The organism is Streptomyces sp. NPDC091279 (assembly GCF_044757465.1).
Classification (GTDB): Bacteria; Actinomycetota; Actinomycetes; order Streptomycetales; family Streptomycetaceae; genus Streptomyces.
Genome location: NZ_JBIVVA010000001.1, coordinates 319,503 through 345,212 on the forward strand (window position 1 = coordinate 319,503; position 25,710 = coordinate 345,212).

A 25,710-nucleotide genomic window follows, 5' to 3' on the forward strand; every position below is an offset into this window, starting at 1 on the left:
GTGACCGACGAGACACGCGTCGACGACGCGCCCACCGACGACATTCACATCGACATCGAGGGCCTCGCCGCCGGGTACGACGGGCAACGGGTCCTCGACGTCGACCGGTTGACCATCCGGCGTGGCGAGTTCCTGTCCGTCCTCGGCCCCAGCGGCTGCGGCAAGACGACGCTGCTCGGCTGCCTCGCCGGGTTCGTGCGGCCCACCGAGGGCCGCATCGTCCTGGACGGCACCGACCTCACCGACGTCCCCACCCACCGGCGCGGCCTCGGCCTGGTCTTCCAGAACTACGCGCTGTTCCCGCACATGACCGTCGCCGACAACGTCGCCTACGGCCTCAAGGTGCGGCGCGTCGACAAGGCCGAACGGGCGGCGCGGGTCGAGGAGTCGCTGCGCCTGGTCGGCCTGGAGCAGTACGCGGGCCGCCGCCCCAAGCAGCTCTCCGGCGGCCAGCAGCAGCGCGTCGCCGTGGCCCGCGCGCTGGCCACCCGCCCGGCCGTGCTGCTGCTGGACGAGCCGCTGTCCAACCTCGACGCCAAGCTCCGCCGCGAGATGCGGATCGAACTGCGCGCGCTCCAGCAACGCCTGGGCATCACCATGGTGTTCGTCACCCACGACCAGGAAGAGGCGATGTCGCTGTCCGACCGGATCGCCGTGATGAACGGCGGCCGGGTCGAGCAACTCGGCACCCCCGCCGAGGTGTACCGCACCCCGGCGACCCGTTTCGTCGCCGAGTTCATCGGCGCGGCCAACGTCCTGCGGGGCACGGGAAGTTCGGACGGCACCCTCGACCTCGGCGGCGCTCGCCTGGACACCGGCCGCGCCGGTCTGCCGGACGGCGTGCCCACCACGTTCGCCGTCCGCCCGGAACGGATCACGGTCCTGCCCGCCGCCCCCGGACCCGGCGCCTTCCCCGCCGGGAGCGCCCCCCGGGGCACCGGCATCGTCGGCCACCGGGCCTTCACCGGTGAGGCGTGGGAGGTCCGGGTCGTCGTGGCCGAGGGCGTCGCCGTCCACGCCCGGACCCCGCAGGAACCCCCCGCCGTCGGCGCGACCGTCTCCTTCGGCTGGGCCCCCACCGACGTCATCCCCCTGGACAACGACAACGACGACCACGACGACAACGGCGACCACGGCGACGAGGCCGCCGGTGCCGGGACCGGCGCCGCGTCCGGGAAGGAGGCCTCCGGATGAGCCCGGCCGCCACCCGGGCCCCCCGTCGGCTGCGCGGCCTGCTGCCCGTCGCCCCCGCCCTGGTCTTCCTGGTCGCCCTGTTCGTCGTTCCGCTGGCCCGCGTTCTCGAACTGAGCCTGCACCCGGTCGACGCCAACGGGTATCCCCGGGACGGGTATTCACTGACGCAGTACGGCAGGGTGTTCACCGAGTCGTTCTTCTCCGAGGCGCTGTGGCACAGCCTGCTCACCTCGCTCCTGGTCACCGCCCTGTGCGTGCTGCTCGGCTTCCCCGCCGCCCACGCCCTGTCCCGGGCCCGCACCGGCGTGCTGCGCACCCTGCTGTTCGTCATCGTCGTCTCCCCGCTGCTGACCAGCGTGGTCGTCCGCAGCTACGGCTGGGTCGTGCTGTTCTCGGCCGACGGCGCGGTGAACCGGGTGCTCGTCGGCACCGGGCTCCTCGACAAACCCGCCCCGTTGCTGACGAGTTACCTGGTCGTGGTCGTCTCCGTCACCCATGTCTTGCTGCCGTTCGCGATCCTCCCGCTGACCACCGCGCTCGGCGCGATCGACGACAATCTGCGCCGCGCCTCCCGCAGCCTGGGCGCCGGCAGCGTCCGCACCTTCTGGAAGATCACCGTCCCGCTCAGCCTCCCCGGCATCGCCGTCGGCTCGACCGTGGTCTTCGCCCTCTGCATGGGCATCTACATCACCCCGCTGCTGGTCGGCGGCGCCAACCAGCCCCTCGCGGGACTGCGCGTCTACAGCCAGATCACCAGCGTGTTCGACTACCCGGTCGCCGCCGCGCTCAGCCTGGCCCTGCTCCTGCTGACCGTGCTGGGCGTCTTCGCCCTCGGCACCGGATTCCGCCTCTGGGAACGGAGACTCCATGGCTGACCCGTCCCCCCGCACGCCCCGCGCCGCCGGTACCAGGGGTTCGGCCGTCCTGCGCCGGGCCGGACGGATCGCCGCCGCGCTGCCCGCGACGGCCGTCTTCCTGTTCCTGCTGGCCCCGCTCGCCGTCCTGGCGCTCAGCTCGCTGAACTCCACGAGTTCGCTGAGCTTCCCGCCGCGCGGCATCTCCCCGCGCTGGTACCAGGAGGTGCTCACCTCCCCGGACTGGCTGGTGTCGTTCCGGCTCAGCGGGCTGCTGGTGCTCCTCGTCGTCCTGACCACCGTGACCCTCGGCACCCTCGCCGCCTACGGCCTGGTCCGCGGCGACTTCCCCGGGCGCGGCCTGCTCTCCGGGCTCGCCCTGGCCCCGCTGATGGTCCCCGAGATCATCATCGCCCTCGGCCTGCTGTACTACTTCCAGGGCCTCGGCCTGGTCAACACCCTCACGGGGCTGTGGCTCGCGCACTCCCTGGTGGCCCTGCCGTTCGTCATCCGGACCGTGATGGTGAGCGCCCAGGCCCTCGACCCGACGCTGGAACGGGCGGCGGCGGCCCTCGGCGCCGGACGCCTGCGCACCTTGCGCACGGTCACGCTGCCGCTGCTGCGCCCCGGCATCCTCGCCGGAGCGGTCTTCGCGGCGGTCACCTCGCTCGGTGAGGTGGCGGTCTCCGCGCTCGTCTCCGGGGCCAACACCACCACCGTGCCGGTGCGGATCTTCTCCGCCGTGCAGTTCCAGCTCGACCCGTCCGTGGCCGCCGTCTCCACCCTGCTGATGCTCGTCAGCGTGCTCGTGCTGGTGGGCGTCGACCGGTTCACCCATTTCTCCGAGGTGCTCTGACATGGCCACTGACGTGACCGCCGACCACCGCGCCCGCGCGCCGGGTGCCCGGGTCGGCATCGACGTGGGCGGCACCTTCACCGACTTCGTCCTCGCCCTGCCGGGGGACGCCCGGGGCCTGCTCCACCACAAGGAACCCAGCACCCCCGACGACCCCGCCCGCGCCGTCGCCGACGGGCTCGCCGCCATCCTCGACCGGGCCGGCCTCGGCCCCGGTGACCTCGCCTCCGTCACCCACGGCACGACCATCGGCCTGAACGCGATCATCCAGCGCCGGGGTGCCCGGATCGCCCTGGTCGTCACCGAGGGCCACCGGGACATCCTGGAGATCGGCCGCAGCCGGATGCCGTCCTCCTTCGACCTGCACGCGGCGAAGGAACAGCCCCTCGTGCCGCGTGACCGGATCGTCGAGATCGCCGCGCGGCTCGGCCCCGACGGCCGCCCCACCAGCACCCCGGACGACGAGGAACTCGCCCGCGTCGCCGAGGAGTTGGCCGCGACCGGCGCCGACGCCGCCGCCGTTCTCGTGCTGCACGGGCACACCGACCCCGCCTTCGAGGCACGGCTCACCGAGCGGCTCGGCGCCCTGCTGCCCGGGCTGCCGCTCACCTCGTCGGCGGCGATCTGGCCCGAGGTCCGCGAGTTCGAACGCGCCCTCGTCGCCTGCCTCAACGTGTACATCCAGCCGTTGATGCGCCGCTACTTCGACCGCCTCGAAGCGCTCCTGGACGGCCTGGGCGTGAGCGCCCCCGTCTACATCGCCGCGTCCAACGGCGGTTCGCTCAGCCTGCGTTCGGCCGCCGAGCGCCCCATCGAGACCGTGCTGTCGGGACCGGCCGCCGGGGTCACCGCCGCCACCCGGCTCGGCCGCGCCGCCGGCATCGAGCGCCTGGTCACCTTCGACATGGGCGGCACCAGCAGCGACATCGCCGTGGCCGTCGACGGCGAACCGGAGTTCGCCACCCACACCACGATCGGCGGCCTCCCGCTGATCCTTCCGGTGGTCGCCGTGAACGCCATCGGCGCGGGCGGCGGCTCGGTGGTACGCGCCGAGCACGGCGCCCTCAAGGTCGGCCCGGACAGCGCCGGAGCCGACCCGGGCCCCGTCGCCTACGGCCGGGGCGGCCTGCGCCCCACCGTCACCGACTGCTATCTGCACACCGGCGTCATCGACCCCGCGACCTTCCTCGGCGGCCGGATGACCCTCGACGCGCCCGCCGCCGCCCACGCCCTCGACGCGGTCGCGGACTCCCTCGGGCTCGACGGCGGCGATGGGGCCGCCGACGGCGCCCTGCGGGTCGCCACCGCCGGGATGGCCGTCGAACTTCAGAAGACCCTGGCCGAACGGGGCCTGGACCCGGCGGAGTTCACCCTCGTGCCGTTCGGCGGCGCGGGCCCCACCCACGCGGCTGTCCTCGCCGAGGAGGTCGGCATCCGCGCCATCGTCGTGCCGCCGACCGCCGCGACGTTCTGCGCGCTCGGTGCCGTCGGCGCCGACCTGCGCCGCGACTTCGCCCGCAGCCTGCGCCGCGACCTCGACGACGTCAGCGTCAGCGCCCTGCGCGACATCCTCGCCGGTCTTGAGGAGCAGGCGCGCACCTGGCTCGGCGCACAGGGCCCCGCCACCGGCGCCGTCCGCCTCACCCGCGCCGCCGACCTGAGCTACACCGGGCAGGCCTACGAACTGCGCGTCCCGCTCACCGCACCGCTCACCCCGGCCGGCCTCACCGAGGCGTTCCACCGCGCACACGAGCGCCTCTACGGCTTCCGGGACGTCTCGGCCGCCCTCCGCATCGGCACCGCCCGGCTCGCGATCAGCGCGGCGGGCCCCGACCTCACCCCGGCCGCCCCCGCCACCCCCTCGGCCGCCACGCCGCCCGGCCCGGTCGGCCGCCGGAGCGTGCTGCTCGCCGGGCGCCGGGTCACCGCCGACGTCCACCGGCGGGACGCGCTGCACGCCGGGCACACCCTCACCGGACCGGCCGTGGTCGAACAGGACGACACCACCGTGCTGGTGCCGCCCGGCTGGTCGGCCGCCGTCGACCCGCTCGGCAACCTCCGCCTCCGGTACTCCTGACAACGAACGGCAAGGACACCCCCGACCATGCAGCTCGACCCGGTCACCCTGGAGATCATCGGCAACAAGCTCGGTGCCCTCACCGAGGAGATGTGCCTCACCCTCCAGCGCACCAGCCGCTCCCTGTACGTCAAGGAGACGGCCGACTTCTGCTGCGCGCTCGCGGGGCCCGACGGCCGCTTCACCGCGTACCCGCGCGGCATCGGGGTCTCCGGCTTCGTCGGCCTCGACGTCCGCACCGCCGTCGAGCACGCCGGGCCCCTTCAGCCGGGCGACGTGATCGTCACCAACGACCCCTACACGTCCGGCGGTCTGGCCACCCACCTCACCGACCTCCAGCTGGTCGAGCCGTACTTCCACGCGGGCGAGATCGTCGGCTACGGCTGGGCGTTCATCCACTGCTCCGACATCGGCGGCCGGGTCCCCAGCAGCCTGGCTCCCAGCAACCACGAGATCTACCAGGAGGGCCTGCGCATCCCGCCGGTGAAGCTGCTGCGCGCGGGCGAGCCGAGCCGTGACATCGCCGCCCTCCTCGCCGCCAACAGCCGCACCCCGGACGCCAACGACGGCGACCTGCGCGCCATGCTCGCCGCCCTGCGCACCGGCCGCGAACGGCTGGCCCGGGTGATCGCCCAGCACGGCGCCGCCGACCTCGCCGCCGCCCACACCGACCTCGTCGACCACACCGCCCAGAAGGCCGGCGCCGCGCTCGCCCGACTGCGGGACGGCACCTACCGGTTCACGGACTACCTCGACGACGACGCCGTCTCCCCGGTCCCGGTGCGGATCTCCGTCACCGTCACCGTCGACGCCGGCACCCTGCACCTGGACTTCACCGGCACCGACCCGCAGGTCGACGCCGCGTTCAACATCGCCAGCCACGGCCGCGCGCACGCCTGGATCACCACCCGCGTCCTCGCCCTCATCTGCACCCTCGACCCGGCCATCCCGCTCAACGGCGGCCTGATCCGCCCGGTGACCGTCACCGCGCCCGAGGGCTCCGTCGTCAACGCCCTGCCGCCCGCCGCCGTCGGCATCCGGCACGCCACCGCCTCCCGCGTCAACGACGCCCTCGGCGGCGCCCTCGCGCTGGCCGCCCCCGAGGTGATGCCGGCGGCCAGCAGCGGCCTCGTCGTGCCCGTCGTCGTCGCCGAGAACGCCCCGGGCGGCGGCCAGAACGTCCAGGTGCTGGAGCCCATGGTCGGCGGCACCGGGGCCCGCGACGGCGCCGACGGCGTCGACGGCCGCGACAGCGGCATCTCCAACCTCGCCAACAACCCCGTGGAGACCGTCGAGACCGAGATCGGCGCCCGGATCGTCCGCTACGCGCTGCGCCCCGACTCCGGCGGCCCCGGCCGCTGGCGCGGCGGCTGCGGCCTGGAACTGGTCTTCCGGGTGCTCCACGACGACTGCCGGCTCCTCGCCCGCGGCCTGGAGCGGATGCGCTTCCGCCCGTGGGGCAGCGCCGGGGGCGGCCCCGGCGCCGCCGCCGAACTCGTCGTCAACGAGGGCCGGTCCGACGCACAGCGGCACACCAAGATCGACATGCTGACGTTGCGCCAGGGTGACACCGTGACCCTGCGCACCTCCGGCGCGGGCGGCCACGGCGACCCCTGGACCCGCGACCCGGGGGCCGTGCTCGACGACATACGGCGCGGACTGGTCACCCCGGAGGCGGCGGCCCGCGCCTACGGCGTCGCCGTCACCGCCGACCCCCACGGCCGCCCCGCCCTCGACGAGGCGGGCACCCGGGAACTGCGCAGCCAGGCGCCCGCCCCGGTCGACGGGGCGGGACCGGAGCGCGCGGCCTGGGACGCGGTGCACGACACCGAGGCCGCCGACCGCCTCGTCGCCGCCCTCTTCCGCCTCCCGCAGTCCCGCCGCTACGCCCGCCGGGCCGCGATCCACACGGCGGTCCTGCGCGAACTCCCCACCGGTTTCCCGGCCGTGGCCCCCTCACCCCCGCAACTCACCGCAGCCCGGGCCACGTTGGCGACCCTCACGACCGAACTCGAAGACGAGGTCGGCCGAGCGGCCTGAGCACCCCGACGCCGACGACGAGACACCTCACCGGCGTCAACTCCCCTGGCGCGCCCGCCTGTTCGGGCCGTCGGTCACCGTCCGCACCGTGACTCCAGCGGGACGCGGTGGCCGCCCTGCATGACATAGACGACGCGGCCGGTCGCGTCGATGTCCCGGAACGGGTCGCCCCGCAGCGCCACCAGGTCGGCGGTGCTCCCCGGGGCGATCCGGCCGAGGTCGGGACGGCCCAGCAGCTCGGCGGCGACGCAGGTGGCCGCGCGCAGGGCACGCAGCGGGGACATGCCGTGCTCGACCAGGGTCGGGAACTCCCGCCAGCTCTGCGCGTACGGGAACATCCCGGCGTCGGTCCCGAACGCGATCTTCACATCCGTCCGCGCGGGACGCCGCATCCCCTCACGCAGCTCGTCCGCGTACCGGCGGTAGACCCGGCGCATGTGCGGCGGCTGGAACGCCCACAGGCCCTCGTCGTCCAGCCCGCGCAGGAAGAACGTCTGGGCGTACTGGGTCGGCACCAGATAGGTGCCGTACTCCGCCATCAGCGCGTACGCCGACGGCGTGGCCAGACAGGCGTGTTCGATGCTGCGCACCCCGGCCCGGATGGCCCGGGTGATGGACTCGTCGTCGAACGCGTGGGCGGCGCACGGGAGATGGACGTCCCGGGCCGTCGACGCCAGGACGTTCATCTCGGCCTGCGAGTAGGCGGTGTCGTCGGGACTGTCCACCGGCGAGGAGAAGCCGCCGCTGGCGACGAACTTGATCCAGTCCGCCCCCGCGCGCGCCTGCTGGCGGACGGCGCGGCGCAGTTCCTCGGGGCCGTCGGCCAGGGTGCCGATCTCGATGCCGTACCGCTCGGCGAGTTCGGGCGTCTTGTCGGCGTGACCGCCGCGCGGGGAGAGGACGTTCGGCGCGACCAGCATGCGCGGCCCGGTGACGAGCCCCTCGTGGACCGCCCGCCGCAGCGCCGTGTTGAGTGCCTGGTGGGCGCCGCCGAGATCCCGGACGGTGGTGAATCCACAGGTCAGCAGGGTCCGCAGGGCGGGCAGCGCGTGCAGGGTCTGATAGGCGGCGGACGCGGTGTCGAGCCGTTCGTCCAGGGTGTGCACATGGCAGTCGATGAACCCGGGCAGCAGGGTGCAGCCGGGCAGTTCGACGGTGTCGGTGTCCGTCGACTCCGGGGGAGCGGCGGTCAGTTCGGCCACCCGCCCGTCGCGCACCAGCACGCCGATCCCGGTGGCCGGGCGGTCGGCGGTGCCGTCCCAGAGCCGGTCCGCGCACACCCACACGTCACGGTGCGGACGGTGCTCACCGGCGCTGGGCCCGCTCACCCGCCGGCCGATCGGGTCGGGGTCGGCCAGGTGTGCACCGGGGCGCCCGACGCGGCCAGCCGGGTGTAGGCGGACGTCAGCAGCCGCAGCGCGGTCCTCCGGTCGGTGCGCTCCTCCAGGGCGCTCAGCGCACGCTGCTGCCACACCGCGCCGGTCTGCCCGCCGGCCACCCGCGCGGCGATCACCGCCAGCAGCTGCCCGGCCTCCTCGGCGTCCACGCCCGCACCGACCAGGCCTTCGGCGGCCAGCGGCAGCAGCTGGGGGAGCAGCTGTCCGGCGTCGCTCCAGGTGAGGGTGGGGTAGTGGGCGGAGGGCCAGCAGAGCTTGGCGCGCAGGCCGGAGCGGGCCGCCCGGTAGAAGTTGCCCCGGGCCGACTCGAACGGCATGGCGGTGCGCGGGTCGTCCGGCTGCCGCGCCAGATGGAGGGTCAGGCCGAGCAGGAAGGCGGCGTTGGCGGCCATGTCGAGCGAGGTGGGCCCGCTGGGCAGCGCCCGGAACTCGATGCGGACATGGCCGCCGGGGTCGTACACCGGGCGGTTCCAGGTCCACACCGTCCCCTGGTGCAGGCGCAGTTCGTCCAGCCAGGGAGTGGCGCCGACCGCGGGTTCCCGGGTGGACAGGACGGGGATCAGCACGTCGTGGTCGCGCACGGCGTCCGCGAAGAGCCGCACCACCCCGCCGTCCAGCCAGCGCCGGCCGAAGGAGGCGCGGGGGCGGGGCGCGAGCCCCGAGGGTCCGCCGCCGTCGCCGAAGCCCTGCTCGTACAGCGGGATGCGGGTCTCCTGCCAGAGCCTGCGGCCCAGGAACAGGGGCGAGTTCCCGGCCGCCGCGAGCACCGGGCCGGTCGCCAGCTGCGCCGCGTTGTAGGTACGGGTGAACTCCGCTGGTGCCACGACGAGATGGACCTGCCAGGAGCAGTTCGCGCCCTGCACCGCGATGGAGTCGGCCGGCAGGGTCATCGGTTCCTCGCCGCCGAGGCCGAGGAGATAGGGCGAGCTGCGGCACCGGGACAACGCCCGCTCGATGTGCTGGAACCGGCCGCACGGCGTCAGGGCCGCCCGGTGCAGATCGGCGGCGGTGAGCGTGGGCAGGGTGCCGATCGTCACCGGGTGCGCCCCGTGGGCGTGGGCCGCCGTGGAGATCGCCGCGAGGAGCGCGTCCGTCTCGGTCCGCAGCGCGGTGAAGGGCCTGCCCCGCAGCTCGACCGGCGTCAGGTTCGCCTCCAGGTCGAACCGGTCCACCTCCAGGACGACACGGGGGTCGCGGACGTCGTCGCGGACACGGCCGTTCAGGGGCGCCGGGCGGCCGTCGGCGTGCATGAGGAACATTTCCAGTTCCGCCCCCACGCTGGTCTCGGTATCGCCGAAACCGGGGATCGTCAACGTCTCCTTCAATTCCCCGACGGATATGCCGAGCCGTCGGCGGAAAAGCAGGAAGTCGGCCTCCGTGAAGGTTTCCTGGTCGATGTCCAACCCCATACGCCGCTCCAGGGAGGGAAGAGAAACCCGGGATCTTCCGAGACACGCACGGCCTGAGCGGCGCATGGCATTTTGAGTGTAGTTGATCCCGTTCCCCGCGCGACTTCCGGCCGGGCACCCGCTCCGAGTGGCATGTGCGCGCCGATGGGAGGAGAGTGGGCTTTGAGGCGTGCCCCTCATCCAGGAGCTGACCTCTCTCGGTAGACATCCGCCTCTTTTCTCCGTCTGCCATTCAGGATCGGAAACCCATGAAGAAACAGACGGAGCGCGCGGACCACCATGCCGTCGAAGTCCCGCCCACCGTACAGCCCTGGCGCTGGCCGGAAGAGAAATGGCGGAGTATCGCCGCTCAAGTACAGGCGGGGAAAAGTACCGGACCTTCCCGGTGGCCGAGCGGAATTCTGGTCGCCGTCGCCCTCAGTTTCGACATCGACAACGAAACGGCGCCGTTCTGCCGGAACGAGACATCCCCCGCCCATATGGCCCAGGCGCATTACGGGGCGCGGGTGGGACTGCCGAGGATCACCTCGCTGCTGCGGGAGTACGAGGCCCGCGCCTCCTTCTTCGTCCCCGCCGTCTCGGCGCAACTGACCCCCGACGCCATCGAGGCGCTCCGGGCGGACGGGCACGAGGTGGGGCTGCACGGCTGGATTCACGAGCGGTGCGGCGACCTCTCGGAGGCCGAGGAGTACGCGCTCGCCGGACGCAGCGCCGACGTGCTGCGCCGCTGCACGGGCCTCACGCCCCGGGGCATGCGCACACCGTGGTGGGACTTCACCGCCCACACCCTCCCCGTCGCCCGGCAGTTGGGGCTCCTCTACGACTCCTCGCTGATGGCCGACGACGAACCGTACGAACTGCTCGACCGGGGCGAGCGCACCGGTATGACCGAGATCCCCGTCTCCTGGATTCGGGACGACGCCCCCTATTTCCCCGACGACCCGGCGGCCCGCCAGATACTGGCTCCCCGTCAGGTGGCGCAGATCTGGAAGGACGAGTTCGACGGCGCCTTCGCCGAGGGCGGGCTCTTCCAACTCACCCTGCATCCCCATGTGATCGGCCACCGCTCCCGCATGATCGCGCTGCGGGAACTGCTGACGCATATCGCGAGCCGGCCGGGGGTCTGGTTCGCCACCCACGAAGAGGTGGCACGGCAGGTCGGAAGCCGGCTCGGTATCGCGCCCGCTTCCGTACACTCCCGAGCCGCCTGACCCGTGGGCCGACTCCCGCCCCGCGAAAGGACGAATCCATGAAGGTCATCGATGTCGCCGATACGGCGGCCGATTTCTCCTGCCGCCCCGCCTCCCCCGACCGGCAGGACGACATCGTCTCCGTCTACCGGCAGGCCTTCGACAAGGACCCGGTGTTCCAATGGCTGTTCCCGGACGCGGAGAGCCGCCCGGAACTGATCGAGCAGTTCTTCACCGTCATGGTCGACCACACCTTCGCCCACGGCGGCGCCGTCCTGGAGACCAGGGAATTCGGCGCGGTCAGCATGTATTTCCCGCCGGACGCGGTGGCACAGCCGAAGGCGGAGAACGAACGGCTGCTCGACGCGTTGCGTGACGCACTCGGCGAGAACTCCGGCCGCTCTATCCACCTCCTGACCATGCTGGACGAGCATCATCCCCACGATGTCCCCCCGCACTACTACGGCACGTTCGTCGCCGCCCGTCCGGAACACCAGGGCGGCGGCCTCGGCACCCGCCTCAAGAAGTGCCTGTTCGCCCTCGCCGACGCGGAGCGGGCCGGCGCCTACGCGGAAGCCTCCTCCACCCGCAACCTCGCTCTCTACGAACGGCTCGGCCAGCGCCGCAGGGGACCCGCGCTGACCCTCCCCGACGGACCGCCGATCTTCCCCATCTGGCGCCCGCCCACCACAGGCCAGGGCGGGAGTTGAGATGACCGGCACCCTCGGACCACCTCCCCTCGCCGACGGCCAGGTCGTGCCCGAAGACCTCGATCTCCTCGACTCGGTGGCCCGTTACGCCCGCTACTTCCTGGAGACACCCCGCCCGGTCCGCCCCCGCGACCCGCAGCGCCTCGGTGAACTCCTCGGCGGGCAACTGTCGCAGAAGGGCCACGGCGAGCACGCGACCCTGCGCCGGCTCATCGACGCCGGTGAGTGCGGGCTGCTGCCGTCGGGCGACTCCCGGAGCTTCGGGTACGTGGTCGGGGGCGCGCTGCCGATCGGGATCGCCTCCGACTGGCTGGTCAGCCTCTGGGACCAGTGCTCGGCCGTCTACGAGACCAGCCCACTGGCCTCGGTGGCCGAACAGGTCTGCGAACGCTGGCTCGTCGACCTCTTCGGCCTGCCGACCGGCACCGTACTGGGCCTGACCTCCGGCTGCACGACCGCCAACCTCGCCTGCCTCGCGGCCGCCCGCGAACACCAACTCCGCGCGGCGGGCTGGGAGGTCAACGACCGGGGCATGCGTCACTCGCCGCCCCTGACCGTCCTCGCCGGCGCCCACACCCACGTCTCCGGCCTGCGCTGTCTGCGGCTGCTCGGCCTCGGCGGCCAGGTCGAACGGGTCGCGGCGGGACCCGACGGCCGGATGGACCCGCGCCATCTCGCCGACCTCGCGGCCGCCGCGCCCGGCGGTCTGATCGTGTGCGGGCAGGTCGGCTCCACCGACTGCGGCTCGGTCGACCCGCTGACCGAGATCGCCGCCATCACCCACGAACACGGCGGCTGGCTCCACCTGGACGCCGCCTACGGCATGTGGGCCGCCGCGTCCCCCGCCCTGCGGCCACGCCTCGACGGCCTCGAACGCGCGGACTCCTGGTCCTGCGACGGCCACAAGTGGCTCAACACGCCCTACGACTGCGGGATCGCCCTCTGCGCCCACCCGGACCCCTTCATCGACGCGGTCCGCTTCAGCGCCGACTACCTCCAGACCGCCGAACGCACCGGGCGCGACCCCATGGACCACCGCGTCGAGATCTCCCAGCGCGCCCGCGCCCTCACCCTCTGGGCGATCCTGCACCAGGAGGGCCGCGACGGCATCGCCCGCATCATCGAACGCAACTGCTCCGCCGCCGCCGAACTGGGCCGCCTGCTGGAACGGGAGCCGGGCATCGGCCTGTTGGCCCCCGTCACCCTCAACCAGGTGCTCCTGCGCATCGGCGACGAGGGCCGCACCCGGCGGATCGTGGACATCCTCAACAGCAGCGGCTCCTGCTGGGTGACCTCCACGACCTGGAACGGCGTCCCCGCGATCCGTATCTCCGTCTCCAACTGGCAGAGCGGCCGGGAATCCGCCGAAGCCACCGCGTCCGCGTTCCTCCAGGCCTACCGAGGCCAACCAGAGCCAGGCGCGGGACCACCCCACCGACGGTGAGGGCAACGGCGGCCACGGCGCCCCCGGCCGGGTCGGCGCGGTTACGCGGGGGCTCGGGTCGCGGCGACCGCCCCGCCGTCGACGAGCAGGTCGGTGCCCGTGACGAAGGTCGACTCCGGGCCAAGCAGGAAGGCCGTGGCGGCGGCGATGTCACCCGGGGTGCCGAGGCGGCGGGTGGGGGACAGGTCGATCAGCGCGCGCATCATCTCCCCGGCCGGGCCCGCCAGTTCGGCCTGGCCCATGGCGGTGGAGACGACACCGGGGCTGACACTGTTGACCCGGGCCCCGCGCCGCCCCCACGCGACGGAGGCGGCCATCACCCGCAGCTGGTTGGCGCGCTTGGCGACGCCGTACGCGGTGCCCGGGTCGGCGACCATGTCCGGCGCGAGCAAGGGAAGGCCGAGCAACCGGTCGGAGGGGGTGGTGGTCAGCGCGCGTTCCTGCTCCGGGGGGAGCGGGGCGGCCAGATACCCGGCCATGCTGGCGATGACGACGCCCGCGCCGCCGGACGCGATGACGGGCTCGAACGCGTCCAGCACCAGGGCGACGCCGAGCAGATCGACGGCGAGGATCGCCGCCACGGACGCCTGCACCGGCGACAGCCCCGCCGTGTGCACGACCTGCGTGACCTCCCCCAACGCCCGTGCCCTGGCGGCGAGTTCACGCACCGAGTCGGCGGAGGTCACATCCACGACCTGCGTCACGACGCTCAGGCCCTCGCCGGTCAGGGCCCGCCCGGCGTGGTCGAGGGTCTGTTCCCCGATGTCGGCGAGCAGCACCGTGCGGCCCTGGCCCGAGCGGCGGGCGACGGCCTCTCCCATGCCGCCCGCCCCGACGACCACCAACACCTGTCCGTTCACGGTGACGCTCCGCTCCTCTTTACGAGACTTTCTGTCTCGCTGGAAAGGTCAGGATAGAGGAGCGGTTAATCTCGTCACCATGTCCGACTCCCGCCGTGGCCGCGCGCGCAGCGAGACCACCCGCCGGGCCCTTCTCGACGCGACCCGGGAGGAGCTGGCGGCGCACGGCTACGACAAGCTGTCCATCGACCGCATCGCGCACGCGGCCGGCGCCGGCAAACAGACCGTCTACCGCTGGTACCCGTCCAAGAGCGCCCTGGTCGCCGAATGCGTCCTCGACGGCGCTGTCCTGCCCGCCGGGAACCTGGTCCCGGACACCGGCGACATCCGGCGCGACCTGCGCGACTGGCTGGGCGCGTTCGCCGGCCGGCTCGCCCGCCCCGAGGCCGCCGCCCTGATCCGGGCGCTGACCGCGGCCGCCGCCGAGAGCGACGACGTCGCCGCCCGATGCTACGAACGGCTCACCTCGGCCACCGCAGGCGCCCTCGCCGCCCGCCTGCGGACCGCCGCCCCCGCCGCACGCCACGCGTCGGCCACCGTCGCCGCCGAGGCCCTCATCGGAGCGATGCTCTACCGCCTGCTCGTACGGCAGCCCGCCACCCCGCACTTCCTGGACAGCCTCATCGACACGGTCCTCACGGGAACACAGGGCGGGAACGGCACGGTCCCGGCGCCGTCATCCCCGTAGCCCCCGAGTGCCCCTTCCCTCACGCCGCTCCCGGTGGGCAGCCGCAGGACTCGCGGTGCATGAACGTCGGGTTGATGGTGACCTTGCGGGGCGGCAGGGCGGGGGAGGTGATCCGGGACAGGGCCATGGCGACGGCCTGTTCGGCGATGGACCGGGCGGGCTGCGCCATCGCGGTCAGCCGGGGATGGAAGAGGTCCGCCCACTCGAAGTCGTCGAACGACACGAGGGCCAGGTCACCGGGGACGCTCAGGCCCGCGTCGCGCAGGGCGCGCAGGGCGCCGATCGTCATACGGTTGTTGCCCACGACCAGCGCCGTGGGCGGCTCGGCGAGGCCGAGGAGCCGGCCGACGGCCACCCCCGCGCCGTCCTCGCTGGAGTCGCCGTCGGCCTCATGACGGGGGTCGGCCTCGATGCCGTTGCGGCGCAGGCCGAGGAGGTAGCCGGCGCGGCGTTCCCGGGTGGTGGTGAGCCCGGCGCGCCCGGTGACCATGGCGATGCGGGTGTGTCCGACGGCGGCCAGATGGTCCACCAGGAACGCGGTGGGCTCGGCGTTGTCGACGGCGACCTGATCGACGCCGGCCGGGACGAAACGGTCGATGGCGATCACCGGGACATCGACCTTGCCGGCGTACCTGATGGCCGGGGAACCGTCCCCGGAGGCGGCCAGGATGATCGCGCTGACCCGGCGCCGCAGCAGCTCGCCGACCGCCTTGATCTCGGCGTCGGCCTCGTCGTGGGTGTCGGCGAGGAGCACCGAGTACCCGGCGGCCGACGCGTGCCGGTCGATGCCGTGGACGACGCTGCTGAAGTAGGGGTTGGACAGGGCGGACATGGCCAGACCGATGGTGCCGTACCCGGTGCTGCCGAGGGCGCGGGCGACGGGGTCGGGGACGTAGCCGGTCTCGGCGACCGCGCCCAGGACGCTGCGGACGGTCGCCGGGGCCACCGGACGGGTCTTGTTGAGCACATGCGACACCGTCGACACGGAGACGCCCGCCCGCCGGGCCACGTCCGCCATGGTGGGCGTCTGCCGGGGCGCTCTTCCTGCCATGTCCTGGGCCTAGCCACGCTCGCCGAGCACGAGATCGGCCCGTGCGGCGGTGGCGCGGATGAGGGCGCTGGTCTCCTCGTCGACCCCGAGGGCCTTCGCGCGGGCGGCCTCGGGGGTGAAGCCGAACTCCACGTAACGGCGGACGAGTCGGGCCCGGCGGGGTTCCGGGAGGGCGTCAAGGAACCAGCTCTCGTCGAGGAGTTGGCCCACCTCCCGCCAGGGGCCCTGCTCGGACAGCAGGAAGTTGCCGTCGACGACGACCAGCCGGTGCCCCGCGGTGACCTCGATCGCCGCCGCCACCGGGTTCTCCAGGGCGCGGTCGAACTCCGGCCACCACACGGTGTGTTGACGCTCGGCGCGGGTGCGGCGCAGCAGGGCGGCGAAGCCGTGCGCGTCGAAGGTGCCGATCGTGCCCTTCCGGGCCGTCTGCCCCCGCGCCCGAACGACCTTGTGGGCGAGGTGGAACCCGTCCATCGACACCGCCACCGCACACCCCGGCCGCGCCGACTCCAGGCGGGCCAGCAGCTGTTCGGCGAACGTCGACTTGCCCGCGCCGGGCTCCCCGACGATCCCGAGCAGCGCCCGGCCGCCGTCGGCCAGACCGAGGGCCCGCTCCACCAGCGCGTCCAGACAGGGGCGCCGGTAGAGCGGGGCGTCGGCCGGGCCGGTGCCGCCGCCGGTGGGCGTCATGCGGGCGGCTGCGACGGGCGGTGGGCGGCGGGGGCGTCCCCGGGCATGTGCTGCACGGTGCTCTCCACGAGCGCGCCGTCGTCGGCCACCCGCAGCGCGCCGGTCATCAGACCCACCACCTCGGTCATCGTGCACGAGCCGGGCGCGACCACCGCCGCGCGTCTGCCGAGGCGGTGCACATGGATACGGTCGGCGATCTCGAAGACCTGCGGCATGTCATGGCTGATGAGGACGACCGGAACCCCGCGTTCGCGGATACGGGCGATCAGCTCCAGGACCTGACGGGACTCCCGGACGCCGAGGGCCGCCGTCGGCTCGTCCATGATGATCAGCCGGGTGCCGAACATGGCCGCCCTGGCCACTGCCACCGCCTGCCGCTGCCCGCCGGAGAGGGTGCCGACCAGCTGGGTGATGTCCTGCACGGTGGCGATACCGAGCCGGTCGAGCTGCTCGGCGGCCTCGGCGCGCATCCGTCGGTGGTCCAGCATCCGCAGCCCCGCACCGAGGAACCCCGCCCGGCGCAGTGGCCGCCCGAGGAACAGATTGGCGGCGATGTCCAGCTGCGGGGCGACGGCGAGAGTCTGGTACACGGTCTCGATGCCGGCCTCGCGGGCCTCGCGCGGACCCTGGAAGCGGACCGGGACGCCGTCCAGCTCGATGGTTCCGGCGTCCGGCACGAGGGCCCCGGTGAGAGCCTTGATCAGGCTCGACTTGCCGGCGCCGTTGTCACCGACGACGGCGAGCACCTCCCCCGCGCGGATCTCGACGTCGGACGCGTCGATGGCGACGACGTTGCCGTACCGCTTGGTCAGTCCGCTCGCCCGCAACACCACCTCGGCGCCGGGCGGCGGGGCGGACGTACTGCCGGACCGGGTCTGGTTCATGCCGCCCTCCCGCGTACGACACGGTCCACCGCGACGGCGACGATCACGAGGATGCCGGTCGCCACCTGCTGGTACAGGCTGTCGATGTGGGCCTGGGTCAGCCCGTTGGCCAGGACCGTGACGACCAGGGCGCCGAGCACGGTGCCGGGGATGCCGCCGCGCCCGCCGAAGAGCGAGGTGCCGCCGATCACCACGGCGGTGATGCTGTCGAGGTTGCCGGTCTGGAAGGCGTTCGGGTCGGCGTTGGGGATGCGGCCGAGCGCCTGCCAGGCGGCGAGCGCGTAGACGAACCCGGCCAGCACATACACGCTCAGCAGGGTGCGCCGGGTGTTGACGCCGGTCAGCCGGGCCGCCTCGGCGTCGTCGCCGACGGCGTGGACGTTGCGCCCCCAGGAGGTCTGCGTGAGCAGGAACCAGAGCCCCACGGCGAGCACCAGCGCCACGCCCATGCCGTACGTGACCTCGATCCGGCCGAACAGATAGGACCGTTCACCGAGCACCGTCAGAATGCCGGGGGGAACGGCGAAACTCCGGCCATCGGCGAATAGTTGACCCGTCGCCGTCAGCACGCTGAGCACACCGAGCGTGACGATGAACGGCGGCAGCCGCAGCCGGGTCACCAGCGTGCCCGACACCGCGCCGACGGCCGTGCACAGCACCACGCCCACCAGCAGGGCGAGGGCCCCGGGCAGGGCGTGCTCCCCGAGCCGGGCGATGACCAGGGTGCCCAGGACCATGATGGCCGCGTTGGCCAGGTCGATGCCGGCGGTCAGGACGATCAGGGTCTGGCCGAGGGCGAGGGTGCCGACCACGAGGAACTGCTCCACGATCAGCGAGCCGTTGTCCACGTTCAAGAAGGTGTCGGTGGTCAGCGCGAACACGGTGACGGCGATGACCAGCGCGGCCAGCGGACCCGCCGCCGTGTTGCCGAGGAACCGGGCCAGGAGCGCGGCGGCCGAGGGGCGCACGCCGGTCGCGCCCGGGGGCGTGGGGGAGGGGTGCGTGGTGGTCACGGATCAGCCCCAGCAGTTCTTCAGGCCCCAGGAGGTGTCCTGGGAGTCCAGTCCGGAGACGGGCTTGTCGGTGATCAGCTGCGAACCGGTGTCGACGAACCCGGAGGGCTTCGTGCCCTTCCTGACGTGCGTGACGACGGCGTCCACACCGTCCCGCGCCATCTTCTTCGGGAACTGCATGACCGTCGCCGCGAACTTGCCGCTCCGCACGTCCCGTACGCCCGTGCACGAGCCGTCGATCGACGCGATGACGATCCCGGTCTTCCCGCTCAGGGCTTGGGCGGCACCGGCGGCCGCGGGTTCGTTGATCGTGTAGACGGCGTTGATGCCCCGGTCGCGCTGGTACAGGTTCTCCATCGCGGTCTGCGCCTTGGTCTGGTCGCCGTTGGTGACGGCGGTGCCCTTGATCTCCGCGGCACCGCCGGTGACCCCGAACCCGGCGAGGAACCCCTTGTGCCGCAGGTCGGACACGGAGGAGCCGGGCGTGCCGTCGAGCAGCACGACGGCGGGCGACGCGTCCTTCAGGGCGGCCTTGACGTAGCTGCCCTCCTTGACGCCCGCCGCCTCGTTGTCCGTGGCGAACGTGGCGTCCACGGCGCTCGCCGGATCGGTCGCGGTGTCCAGCGCGATGACCAGAACACCCTTGGCGCGGGCGGACTTGATGGCGCTGAGCACACCGGAGGAGTTGCTCGGGGTGATGAGGATGCCCTGGACGCCCTGGGTGACGAGGTTGTTGATCGCGTCGACCTGGCCCTGGTTGTCACCGTCGAACTTGCCTGCGAGGGCGACGAGTTGAGCGCCCTTCGCGTCCGCCTCGGCCTGCGCGGCCTGCCGCAGCTCGACGAAGTAGGGGTTGCTGTTGGTCTTGGTCACCAGCCCGATGGAGATCGTGCCGCCGGAGGCGGTGGCGGTGTCCGAACCGCCGCTCCTGGTCGAGGTGCAGCCGGTGACCAGCAGGGCAAGGCTTGCCGCGGCGACGACCGGTGCACTGGAGGGGAAACGCAGAAGTCCCATGATCCGCTCCTTCCAGCCGCGCGGGTACTGCCTCGGACCTGCGGGCTGCCGCACAACGTAGCCCGGGGAAACGCTTCTGCCTAGACATTGCGCAAAGCTTTGCGGGCCCCCGTGAGAGCGCGGGCCACCGCGCCGCCCCGGCCTGAGAACCCTTACGGGGGACGGGTGTTGACGCGCTCGGGCATTGGGGTGGTGTGGGGCGCGGGCCCGTGACGGCCGGGGCGCGTCCACGTTGGTGAAACGGATCTGACCCGGTCCCGGGTCGTCCTCGTCCGTCCGTCTCGTGCATCAGGAGTTCCGCTGTGAAGTCACCCGCGAAGTCGTCCCTGCGTCGTGTCGCCCTCACCGCCGTCTCGTTGGCGGTGCTCACCGCGCCGGTGACCCCGGTCTCGGCGCGGGAGGCGGGCGCGGGGTTGCCGCCGCTGCCGCTCAAGTCCGGTGACCCGTACACGTTCTGTCTGACCGACGCCTCCCAGAAGGCGCTTGCCGCCGCCCGGATCACGCTGGAGGCCCTCGCGCCGAACACCGTGGTGACGTCGAAGGGGCAGAAGTGCATGCGCGGGACCCTCAAGAGCGGGCACATCAACTCCGACCTGAGCGGTCTGACCGGCGAGGGCACCGGCGGGTTCGCGTTCCGACAGGGCCGCAAGCGGGCCGAGTTCACCGTTCCCCGGGTGGCGCTGAGCCCGGACCGGAGCGGTTCGTGGACCGTCGAGCACAAGGGGCGGCGCATCGAGATGTTCACGTCCACCAAGATCGGGGCGAAGCTCACGCTGACCAAGGTGAGCGCGGAGCACCTGCCGATGACGCTCACCAGGACCGGCGCCGACGCCCTCGCCGGCGTGTTCGGCAGCAGCCCCGCCCCGGCCGGCAAACCGTTCTTCGAGGGCAACGCCAGCTTCGACGTCCTGCACTCCGTCACCGGCCCGCTCGGCAAGTAGCGCTGAGGGCAGGCGAGTTGGGCCGCTCCCTCGGCGACTGAGGGGGCGGGAGGGGCCTGTCGCTCACCGCGAGGACAGGCCCCTTGCGCTGGGCGGCGGCAGGTCAGGGGGCGCACTGGCTGGTGAGGGCGTCCACGTCCTGCCGGAGCGCGACGGCCCCCCGACAGGTGGCCGCGCCGGGTGCGGCCGCCGCCGACGCGACCGGGCCCAGGACGCTCCGCGCGCCGACGGCCAGGGTGCTCGCGGCGACGGAGAGCGACGTTACGGACCACCTCATGTGCGGGTCCCTTCACCGAGAACAATGTGCGCAGAACGTAGTCACGTGATGACGCAACGTGCCTGTCCGGGGCGGCCGTTCGGGGTGCCCGGGCCCGGGCGGCTCAGCCCTGGGCGGTGGGGCGCACGACGATCTCGTTGACGTCGACCTCGGCGGGCTGGGCGATGGCGTAGTGGATCGCCTCACCGATCGCGGCGGCCGGGATCGCGATGTCCATCAGACCCGTCACCGCCTCCCGGGTCGCCCGGTCACCGATGCTGTCGGCCAGCTCGCTGCGGGTCGCGCCGGGGCTGATCACGGTGACCCGCAGATGCCGGCTCTCCTGACGCAGCCCCTCCGACAGGGCACGGACCGCGTGCTTGGTGGCGCTGTAGACGGCGGCCGTCGGATCGACCCGAAGCCCCGACACCGACGCGATGTTCACGACGTGCCCGGCGCCCTGGGCGTCCATGACCGGCAGCACGGCGGCGATCCCGTGCAGGACCCCACGCAGATTGACATCGATCATGCGGTCCCACTCGTCGGTGCGCAGCGCGTCCAGACGGGACAACGGCATCACCCCGGCGTTGTTGACGAGGACATCGACGCGGCCGTACCGGTCCTGGGCGGCGGCAACGAACGACCGCATGCTCGCCGGGTCGGTCACATCCAGCCGGTGCGGCAGGGCGCTGCCGCCGCGCGCCTCGATGGCCTGCGCCAGCGCCGCGAGCCGGTCGGTGCGCCGGCCCCCCAGCACCAGCCGGTGCCCGGCCTCGGCGAGCCGGTGGGCGGCGGCCTCACCGATGCCGCTGCCCGCGCCGGTGATCAGGACGACCTTGGGAACAGACATGCGCGGTCCTTCGGGGTGCGGGTCGGCCGTGCCGGTGTGCCGACCAGGTCGTTCCAGCATGCGCGCGAGGAGGGCGCGGAGGCAGGACGGGGCTTCCTGGGTGCGGCACACCCTGGGAGCACCGACGTACGATGCGGGTATGAGCGGCAACGAACTGGGCGAGTTCCTGCGGGTGCGTCGCTCGCGCGTCAGCCCCGCTGACGTGGGATTCCCCGCCTCCGCGCCACGCCGGGTCAGCGGGCTGCGCCGCGAGGAGGTCGCCGTCCTGGCCGGGGTCAGCGCCGACTACTACGCCCGGCTGGAACAGGGCCGCGAACGTCACCCCTCGGGGCAGGTCGTCGACGCCCTCGCCCGTGCCCTGTGCCTGGACGCCGACGCCTGCGCGCACGCCTACCGGCTGGCCGGGCTCATGCCGACCCCCGCGCCCCCGTCCCCGGACGAGGAGAAGGTCGCCCGCGCGCTGCTCCAGCTGATGGACGCCTTTCCCGACGCCGTCGCCTATGTCCTCAACCGGCGCATGGACGTCCTCGCCTCGAACGCCCTCGCCGACGCGCTTCTCGCGCCGCTGGCCGATCCGCGCGCGATGGTGCGGTCCCTGTTCCGTGACCCCGCCGCGCGCGAGCTGTTCGCGGACTGGGGTGCCGTGAGCCGTGATGCGGTGGCCGCGCTGCGTCTTGCCTCCGGGCAGGGGCGGCGCGATGCCGCCACCGCCGCGCTGGTCGCTGAACTCCTGCGGGACAGTGAGGAGTTCGCCGCGCTCTGGGGGGCGCATGAGGTGCGGCGGCTCGGCAGTATGACCAAGACCTTTCAGCATCCGGTGGCGGGGCGGTTCACCCTCACGTACCAGACGTTCGAGGTGCAGGATGCGCCTGGGCAGGCGTTGTTGGTCGGTACGGCCGAGCCTGGTAGTGGCGATGCGGAGGCGTTGGCGCGGTTGCGGCCGGTGGCTCGCCGGGTGCTGAGTGGGCGGGGCTCGGCTGGCTGAGGTTTGCCCAACGGCGTTGTGGCCGAGGGGAGTTCACTCGCTGGGGGCGTGGGGGTGTTGCGCAGTTCCCCGCGCCCCTGGACAGGCGGGGTCGTGGGCGGGTGCGGCGCCGTGGGGGCTGGTCGCGCAGTTCCCCGCGCCCCTTCTCGGCGTTGTCGGGGCCGTTGGCTGTGTGGCTCGGGCCTCCGGGGAGGGGTGGTTGTTCGGCTGGCGCGCCGTGGGGGCTGGTCGCGCAGTTCCTCGCGCCCCTTAAAAGCCTTGAAGGTGGGGTTATTTGGGGGGTATCAGGTTGCGTAGGGCGGGTTTGGATAGTTTGCCGGTTGCGTTGCGGGGGAGGTGGGGGACGGTGGTGAGGTGGGTGGGGAGTTTGTAGCGGGCCAGGTGGGCGGCGGCGAACTCTCTGATGTGGTCCAGGGTGAGGGACGTTCCGGGGACGCAGGCGACGATCGCCTGGACCGTCTCGCCCCATGTCGGGTCGGGGACGCCGATGACGGCTGCCTCCAGGACGCCGGGGCAGGCGGCGATGACGCGTTCCACCTCGGCCGGGTAGATGTTCTCGCCGCCGCTGATGATCATGTCCTTGAGCCGGTCGACGACGTAGTAGAAGCCCTCCTCGTCGCGGTGGGCGATGTCACCGGAGTGGAACCAGCCCTCGTCGTCGAAGGCCGCGCGGGTCGCCGCCGGGTCGTTCCAGTAGCCGGGGGTGACATGGGGGCCGCGGACACAGATCTCGCCCCGGAGGCCGGGCTCGGTGAGCGGGGCGCCGGTGACCGGATCGACGAGGCGGATCTCCGTGTACGGCATGGGGATGCCGGCCGAACCCGCCTTCCGCTCCGTCAGCGGCGCGGGCAGATACGTGGCGAAGGGGGCCGTCTCGGTGAGTCCCCAGGCCTGTTGGAGCGGGATGCCGTGCGCCGCGTACTCCCTGATCAGATGCGGGGGGACCGGTGCCCCCGCGACGATCGGGGCACGCAGCGCGCTCAGGTCGGCGTCGCGGAAACCCGGCACCCGGGCCAGGGCGGCGTACATGGCGGGCACCGCGAAGAGCGTGGTCACCCGGTGCCGGACGAGGTCGGCCAGACAGTGCGCGGGATCGAAGCTCCGGCCCAGCACCACCGTGCCGCCCCGTAACAGGGTGCGCAGGGTCAGCGCGTTGAGGCCGCCGATGTGGAAGAGCGGGGCGAGGGCCAGGTTCACGTCGTCGTGGCGGGTGTCGACCAGGCTGTCCACGTTGACCGCGTTCCACCACAGGTTGCCGTGGGTGAGCATGACCCCTTTGGGGCGCCCGGTGGTGCCGGAGGTGTACATCAGGGCGCCGAGGTCGTCGTCGTGCAGCGGCACCGGGTCCCGCCCGGTCCCGCCGGTGCCGAGGAGCCGGGACAACGGCGTCCACGGGGCCCCGGGTGTGCCGGGCACCGGGCAGGCGGGGTCGGTGTCGACCAGGACGCGGACGCGGGCCGGGACGTCGTCGAGCACCGCCTCCACCAGGGCGCGGTGGCCCTCCTCGACGACAAGGGTGTGCGCCCCGCTGTCGGTGAGGACGTGCCGTATCTCGTCGGCGGCGAGGCGGAAGTTGACCGGGACGAAGACGGCGCCGAGATGGGCGGCGGCGAACAGCGCCTGGAAGAAGGTGACGCTGTTGAGGCCGAGGTAGGCGATCCGATCGCCCCGCCGCAGCCCCCGCTCGGCAAGCCCGGCAGCCAACTCTCCAGCTTCGGAGCTGAGTTGGGCGGCGGAGAACTCCCGCCCCTCGTAGACCAGCGCGGTGGGCGTGGGGTACGAGGCTCTGCGGCGCAGCGCGGTGGCGGGGCTGATGTCGACGGCGGCCATGGCGTCGGCTCCTTCTGGGGCTGTCGTGCAGGACGGCTCACGCGCGGGACGCTGTCGTGGAGAGACGGCTGTCGAGCGGCACGGCTGTCATACGGGATAGCCCGGGTAAGGTGCAACTCCCCTGCGGGGTACCTGAGTTGTTACAGGACGCCTCCACCGGCAGGAGTACGGGAGCCTCGTTGGGCGATGCCGCCGTCGGCGGGGATGACGGCCCCGGTGACGGTAGCGCTGTTGGTGCGGGAGGCGAGCAGGACGTACGGGCCCGTGAAGTCCTCGGGCTCCACGCCGGCCTCGTGCAGCCCGGTGCGCATGCCGCCCACGGCGACGCCGTTCACACGGACCCGGGGCGCGAGTTCGTGGGCGAACTGGCGGAGCAGGCCGAGGCAGGCGTGTGTGCTGGCGGTGTGGAGGGCGCCGCCGCCGTCGGGGTGGAAGGAGGCGTCGGAGAGAGTCATGACGATGTTGCCCTGGCTGCGCACCAGTTCGCGCCAGGCGGCCTCCACGGTGAGCGCGTATCCCTTGACGTTGACGTCGAAGATCTCGTCGAACGCCGCGGACATCTCCTTGCCGGACAGCCCGGTGAGGCTGCGGTGGTGGTCCCAGATCCCGGCGTTCGGGACGAGGACGTCCAGGGAACCGAAGCGCTCCACGGTGGCCTCGACCGCGCGGTGCAGGTCGTCGGGGGAGCGCACGTCCCCGGTGAGGGGCAGCATCCGCTCACCGAGGTTCCCGGCGGCGTCGACGACCTCCTGGAGCTGAGCGGCGTCACGGTCGAGAACGGCGACGCGGGCACCCTCGTCGAGAAAGCGCAGGGCGACCGCGCGGCCGATGCCGGAGTCGCCGCCGGTGATCAGAGCGACGTCGCTCGCCAGCCAGCCACCCATCACCGGGCTCCGAGGAAATCGCCCACCAGGCGCCCGAACGCGCTCGCACCGGTCCCGAGCGTCGTCTCCACGAGATGCTCGACATGCTCGACGAGCTTCAACTCTTCGTTCAGTGCAGTGCTCACGTGGTCTCCGGTGGTCACAGAAAGGGTGCTGAGGTTCTTGGCGAGCAGGACATGGATGATCCCTCCCACCGCTCCACACGCACCCCACATTCCACCCCACCCCCACCCCCCACCACCCCCCACGTGCCACCCACCGGCACACCACCCCACCGAACACCCCAGTCCGGGCCCGCCGCCAAGGGGCGCGGGGAACTGCGCACCCAGCCCCAACGAACCGGCACCGTTCCGGCAACAGCAAGTGGCACCCCCTGAAGGGGAATTGGGGGCGACACCCCAACCCCGTTCTGGGCAACGCCGCCAAGGGGCGCGGGGAACTGCGCGCCCAGCCCCAACGAACCGGCACCGTTCCGACAACCGCAAGTGGCGCCCCCAGAAGGGGAATTGGGGGCGACACCCCAACCCCGTTCTGGGCAACGCCGCCAAGGGGCGCGGGGAACTGCGCGCCCAGCCCCAACGAACCGGCACCGT

The 25,710-nt window shown here is 72.9% G+C and carries 24 protein-coding genes; 11 read left to right on the forward strand and 13 right to left on the reverse strand.

Annotated features, from left to right (window positions below):
• Genes ACIQOU_RS01275 through ACIQOU_RS01295 form a run of 5 tightly spaced genes read left to right on the forward strand, consistent with a single transcriptional unit; the run spans nucleotide 1 to nucleotide 7,021 of the window.
• Nucleotides 1-1,194: an ABC transporter ATP-binding protein gene (locus ACIQOU_RS01275; protein WP_401532843.1), complete on the forward strand. Its 1,194-nt coding sequence runs from the start codon at nucleotides 1-3 to the stop codon at nucleotides 1,192-1,194.
• On the forward strand, nucleotides 1,191-2,069 hold the full coding sequence (locus ACIQOU_RS01280; protein ID WP_401532845.1) for an ABC transporter permease: 879 nt from the start codon (nucleotides 1,191-1,193) through the stop codon (nucleotides 2,067-2,069). The genes ACIQOU_RS01275 and ACIQOU_RS01280 overlap by 4 nt, the downstream gene beginning before the upstream one ends.
• Entirely contained in the window at nucleotides 2,062-2,904 is an 843-nt protein-coding gene (locus ACIQOU_RS01285) for an ABC transporter permease (RefSeq protein ID WP_401532846.1), read from the forward strand. The genes ACIQOU_RS01280 and ACIQOU_RS01285 overlap by 8 nt, the downstream gene beginning before the upstream one ends.
• 1 nt (nucleotide 2,905) lies before the next feature.
• Nucleotides 2,906-4,981, forward strand: a complete 2,076-nt coding sequence (locus tag ACIQOU_RS01290; RefSeq protein WP_401532847.1) for a hydantoinase/oxoprolinase family protein — start codon at nucleotides 2,906-2,908, stop codon at nucleotides 4,979-4,981.
• A gap of 27 nt (nucleotides 4,982-5,008) precedes the next feature.
• Complete coding sequence (locus ACIQOU_RS01295; protein ID WP_401532849.1) at nucleotides 5,009-7,021, forward strand: hydantoinase B/oxoprolinase family protein; 2,013 nt, start codon at nucleotides 5,009-5,011, stop codon at nucleotides 7,019-7,021.
• 74 nt (nucleotides 7,022-7,095) lie between these two features.
• Here the strand turns inward: ACIQOU_RS01295 and ACIQOU_RS01300 are convergent, their stop codons facing one another.
• Complete coding sequence (locus ACIQOU_RS01300; protein ID WP_401532851.1) at nucleotides 7,096-8,349, reverse strand: amidohydrolase family protein; 1,254 nt, start codon at nucleotides 8,347-8,349, stop codon at nucleotides 7,096-7,098.
• On the reverse strand, nucleotides 8,346-9,827 hold the full coding sequence (locus tag ACIQOU_RS01305; RefSeq protein ID WP_401532853.1) for a glutamate--cysteine ligase: 1,482 nt from the start codon (nucleotides 9,825-9,827) through the stop codon (nucleotides 8,346-8,348). The genes ACIQOU_RS01300 and ACIQOU_RS01305 overlap by 4 nt, the downstream gene beginning before the upstream one ends.
• 248 nt (nucleotides 9,828-10,075) lie before the next feature.
• Here ACIQOU_RS01305 and ACIQOU_RS01310 point away from each other — a divergent pair, with 248 nt between their 5' ends.
• From ACIQOU_RS01310 to ACIQOU_RS01320, 3 genes are read left to right on the forward strand one after another with little or no spacing between them, the layout of a single operon-like run.
• Nucleotides 10,076-11,038 carry a polysaccharide deacetylase gene (locus ACIQOU_RS01310; RefSeq protein WP_401532855.1) on the forward strand — a complete coding sequence of 321 codons (963 nt, stop codon included), beginning with the start codon at nucleotides 10,076-10,078 and terminating at the stop codon, nucleotides 11,036-11,038.
• A 38-nt stretch (nucleotides 11,039-11,076) separates the two neighbouring features.
• Nucleotides 11,077-11,727 carry a GNAT family N-acetyltransferase gene (locus ACIQOU_RS01315; protein WP_401532858.1) on the forward strand — a complete coding sequence of 217 codons (651 nt, stop codon included), beginning with the start codon at nucleotides 11,077-11,079 and terminating at the stop codon, nucleotides 11,725-11,727.
• Between the two features lies 1 nt (nucleotide 11,728).
• Nucleotides 11,729-13,171 carry a pyridoxal phosphate-dependent decarboxylase family protein gene (locus ACIQOU_RS01320; RefSeq protein ID WP_401532860.1) on the forward strand — a complete coding sequence of 481 codons (1,443 nt, stop codon included), beginning with the start codon at nucleotides 11,729-11,731 and terminating at the stop codon, nucleotides 13,169-13,171.
• A gap of 41 nt (nucleotides 13,172-13,212) precedes the next feature.
• Here the strand turns inward: ACIQOU_RS01320 and ACIQOU_RS01325 are convergent, their stop codons facing one another.
• Entirely contained in the window at nucleotides 13,213-14,031 is an 819-nt protein-coding gene (locus tag ACIQOU_RS01325) for an SDR family oxidoreductase (protein WP_401532861.1), read from the reverse strand.
• A gap of 79 nt (nucleotides 14,032-14,110) precedes the next feature.
• On the opposite strand from ACIQOU_RS01325, the gene ACIQOU_RS01330 reads away from it, so the two are divergent.
• Nucleotides 14,111-14,719, forward strand: coding sequence for a TetR/AcrR family transcriptional regulator (locus ACIQOU_RS01330; protein ID WP_401532863.1), 609 nt, complete (start codon nucleotides 14,111-14,113; stop codon nucleotides 14,717-14,719).
• A gap of 19 nt (nucleotides 14,720-14,738) precedes the next feature.
• Here the strand turns inward: ACIQOU_RS01330 and ACIQOU_RS01335 are convergent, their stop codons facing one another.
• The 5 genes from ACIQOU_RS01335 to ACIQOU_RS01355 are packed head-to-tail and all read right to left on the reverse strand — an operon-like array spanning nucleotide 14,739 to nucleotide 19,371.
• Nucleotides 14,739-15,770 (reverse strand): LacI family DNA-binding transcriptional regulator, encoded by a 1,032-nt coding sequence (locus ACIQOU_RS01335; RefSeq protein ID WP_401532864.1) that lies wholly within the window; start codon nucleotides 15,768-15,770, stop codon nucleotides 14,739-14,741.
• 9 nt (nucleotides 15,771-15,779) lie between these two features.
• Entirely contained in the window at nucleotides 15,780-16,460 is a 681-nt protein-coding gene (locus tag ACIQOU_RS01340; protein ID WP_401532865.1) for a nucleoside/nucleotide kinase family protein, read from the reverse strand.
• Nucleotides 16,457-17,344 (reverse strand): ATP-binding cassette domain-containing protein, encoded by an 888-nt coding sequence (locus tag ACIQOU_RS01345; RefSeq protein WP_401532867.1) that lies wholly within the window; start codon nucleotides 17,342-17,344, stop codon nucleotides 16,457-16,459. The genes ACIQOU_RS01340 and ACIQOU_RS01345 overlap by 4 nt, the downstream gene beginning before the upstream one ends.
• Nucleotides 17,341-18,357 carry an ABC transporter permease gene (locus ACIQOU_RS01350; RefSeq protein WP_401532868.1) on the reverse strand — a complete coding sequence of 339 codons (1,017 nt, stop codon included), beginning with the start codon at nucleotides 18,355-18,357 and terminating at the stop codon, nucleotides 17,341-17,343. The genes ACIQOU_RS01345 and ACIQOU_RS01350 overlap by 4 nt, the downstream gene beginning before the upstream one ends.
• Before the next feature lie 3 nt (nucleotides 18,358-18,360).
• Entirely contained in the window at nucleotides 18,361-19,371 is a 1,011-nt protein-coding gene (locus ACIQOU_RS01355) for a substrate-binding domain-containing protein (RefSeq protein WP_401532870.1), read from the reverse strand.
• Between the two features lie 302 nt (nucleotides 19,372-19,673).
• Between ACIQOU_RS01355 and ACIQOU_RS01360 the strand changes: the two genes are divergently transcribed.
• On the forward strand, nucleotides 19,674-20,312 hold the full coding sequence (locus tag ACIQOU_RS01360) for a hypothetical protein (protein ID WP_401532872.1): 639 nt from the start codon (nucleotides 19,674-19,676) through the stop codon (nucleotides 20,310-20,312).
• Nucleotides 20,313-20,415: 103 nt separating this feature from the next.
• Here the strand turns inward: ACIQOU_RS01360 and ACIQOU_RS01365 are convergent, their stop codons facing one another.
• Together ACIQOU_RS01365 and ACIQOU_RS01370 are read right to left on the reverse strand one after the other, a co-directional pair.
• The gene (locus ACIQOU_RS01365) at nucleotides 20,416-20,589 is read right to left on the reverse strand and encodes a hypothetical protein (RefSeq protein ID WP_401532874.1); all 174 of its coding nucleotides are present in this window, start codon (nucleotides 20,587-20,589) and stop codon (nucleotides 20,416-20,418) included.
• A gap of 103 nt (nucleotides 20,590-20,692) precedes the next feature.
• Nucleotides 20,693-21,418 carry an SDR family oxidoreductase gene (locus tag ACIQOU_RS01370; protein WP_401532875.1) on the reverse strand — a complete coding sequence of 242 codons (726 nt, stop codon included), beginning with the start codon at nucleotides 21,416-21,418 and terminating at the stop codon, nucleotides 20,693-20,695.
• 139 nt (nucleotides 21,419-21,557) lie between these two features.
• Between ACIQOU_RS01370 and ACIQOU_RS01375 the strand changes: the two genes are divergently transcribed.
• Nucleotides 21,558-22,403 carry a helix-turn-helix transcriptional regulator gene (locus ACIQOU_RS01375; protein ID WP_401532878.1) on the forward strand — a complete coding sequence of 282 codons (846 nt, stop codon included), beginning with the start codon at nucleotides 21,558-21,560 and terminating at the stop codon, nucleotides 22,401-22,403.
• Between the two features lie 270 nt (nucleotides 22,404-22,673).
• On the opposite strand, the gene ACIQOU_RS01380 is transcribed toward ACIQOU_RS01375, so the two are convergent.
• The 3 genes from ACIQOU_RS01380 to ACIQOU_RS01390 form a co-directional block, all read right to left on the reverse strand.
• Entirely contained in the window at nucleotides 22,674-24,233 is a 1,560-nt protein-coding gene (locus ACIQOU_RS01380; protein WP_401532880.1) for a long-chain fatty acid--CoA ligase, read from the reverse strand.
• A 140-nt stretch (nucleotides 24,234-24,373) separates the two neighbouring features.
• Nucleotides 24,374-25,117, reverse strand: coding sequence for an SDR family NAD(P)-dependent oxidoreductase (locus ACIQOU_RS01385; protein WP_401532882.1), 744 nt, complete (start codon nucleotides 25,115-25,117; stop codon nucleotides 24,374-24,376).
• The gene (locus ACIQOU_RS01390) at nucleotides 25,117-25,242 is read right to left on the reverse strand and encodes a hypothetical protein (protein ID WP_401532884.1); all 126 of its coding nucleotides are present in this window, start codon (nucleotides 25,240-25,242) and stop codon (nucleotides 25,117-25,119) included. The genes ACIQOU_RS01385 and ACIQOU_RS01390 overlap by 1 nt, the downstream gene beginning before the upstream one ends.
• Nucleotides 25,243-25,710: the final 468 nt, after the last annotated feature.

Excerpts from the sequence above, each read along its gene's own strand:
- ACIQOU_RS01320 (WP_401532860.1), top strand. The coding sequence starts at position 11,729 with ATGACCGGCACCCTCGGACCACCTCCCCTCGCCGACGGCCAGGTCGTG.
- ACIQOU_RS01340 (WP_401532865.1), bottom strand. The coding sequence starts at position 16,460 with ATGACGCCCACCGGCGGCGGCACCGGCCCGGCCGACGCCCCGCTCTAC.
- ACIQOU_RS01310 (WP_401532855.1), top strand. The coding sequence starts at position 10,076 with ATGAAGAAACAGACGGAGCGCGCGGACCACCATGCCGTCGAAGTCCCG.
- ACIQOU_RS01385 (WP_401532882.1), bottom strand. The coding sequence starts at position 25,117 with ATGGGTGGCTGGCTGGCGAGCGACGTCGCTCTGATCACCGGCGGCGAC.
- ACIQOU_RS01375 (WP_401532878.1), top strand. The coding sequence starts at position 21,558 with ATGAGCGGCAACGAACTGGGCGAGTTCCTGCGGGTGCGTCGCTCGCGC.
- ACIQOU_RS01355 (WP_401532870.1), bottom strand. The coding sequence starts at position 19,371 with ATGGGACTTCTGCGTTTCCCCTCCAGTGCACCGGTCGTCGCCGCGGCA.
- ACIQOU_RS01370 (WP_401532875.1), bottom strand. The coding sequence starts at position 21,418 with ATGTCTGTTCCCAAGGTCGTCCTGATCACCGGCGCGGGCAGCGGCATC.
- ACIQOU_RS01305 (WP_401532853.1), bottom strand. The coding sequence starts at position 9,827 with ATGGGGTTGGACATCGACCAGGAAACCTTCACGGAGGCCGACTTCCTG.
- ACIQOU_RS01315 (WP_401532858.1), top strand. The coding sequence starts at position 11,077 with ATGAAGGTCATCGATGTCGCCGATACGGCGGCCGATTTCTCCTGCCGC.
- ACIQOU_RS01365 (WP_401532874.1), bottom strand. The coding sequence starts at position 20,589 with ATGAGGTGGTCCGTAACGTCGCTCTCCGTCGCCGCGAGCACCCTGGCC.
- ACIQOU_RS01335 (WP_401532864.1), bottom strand. The coding sequence starts at position 15,770 with ATGGCAGGAAGAGCGCCCCGGCAGACGCCCACCATGGCGGACGTGGCC.
- ACIQOU_RS01330 (WP_401532863.1), top strand. The coding sequence starts at position 14,111 with ATGTCCGACTCCCGCCGTGGCCGCGCGCGCAGCGAGACCACCCGCCGG.
- ACIQOU_RS01285 (WP_401532846.1), top strand. The coding sequence starts at position 2,062 with ATGGCTGACCCGTCCCCCCGCACGCCCCGCGCCGCCGGTACCAGGGGT.
- ACIQOU_RS01290 (WP_401532847.1), top strand. The coding sequence starts at position 2,906 with ATGGCCACTGACGTGACCGCCGACCACCGCGCCCGCGCGCCGGGTGCC.
- ACIQOU_RS01280 (WP_401532845.1), top strand. The coding sequence starts at position 1,191 with ATGAGCCCGGCCGCCACCCGGGCCCCCCGTCGGCTGCGCGGCCTGCTG.
- ACIQOU_RS01295 (WP_401532849.1), top strand. The coding sequence starts at position 5,009 with ATGCAGCTCGACCCGGTCACCCTGGAGATCATCGGCAACAAGCTCGGT.
- ACIQOU_RS01345 (WP_401532867.1), bottom strand. The coding sequence starts at position 17,344 with ATGAACCAGACCCGGTCCGGCAGTACGTCCGCCCCGCCGCCCGGCGCC.
- ACIQOU_RS01380 (WP_401532880.1), bottom strand. The coding sequence starts at position 24,233 with ATGGCCGCCGTCGACATCAGCCCCGCCACCGCGCTGCGCCGCAGAGCC.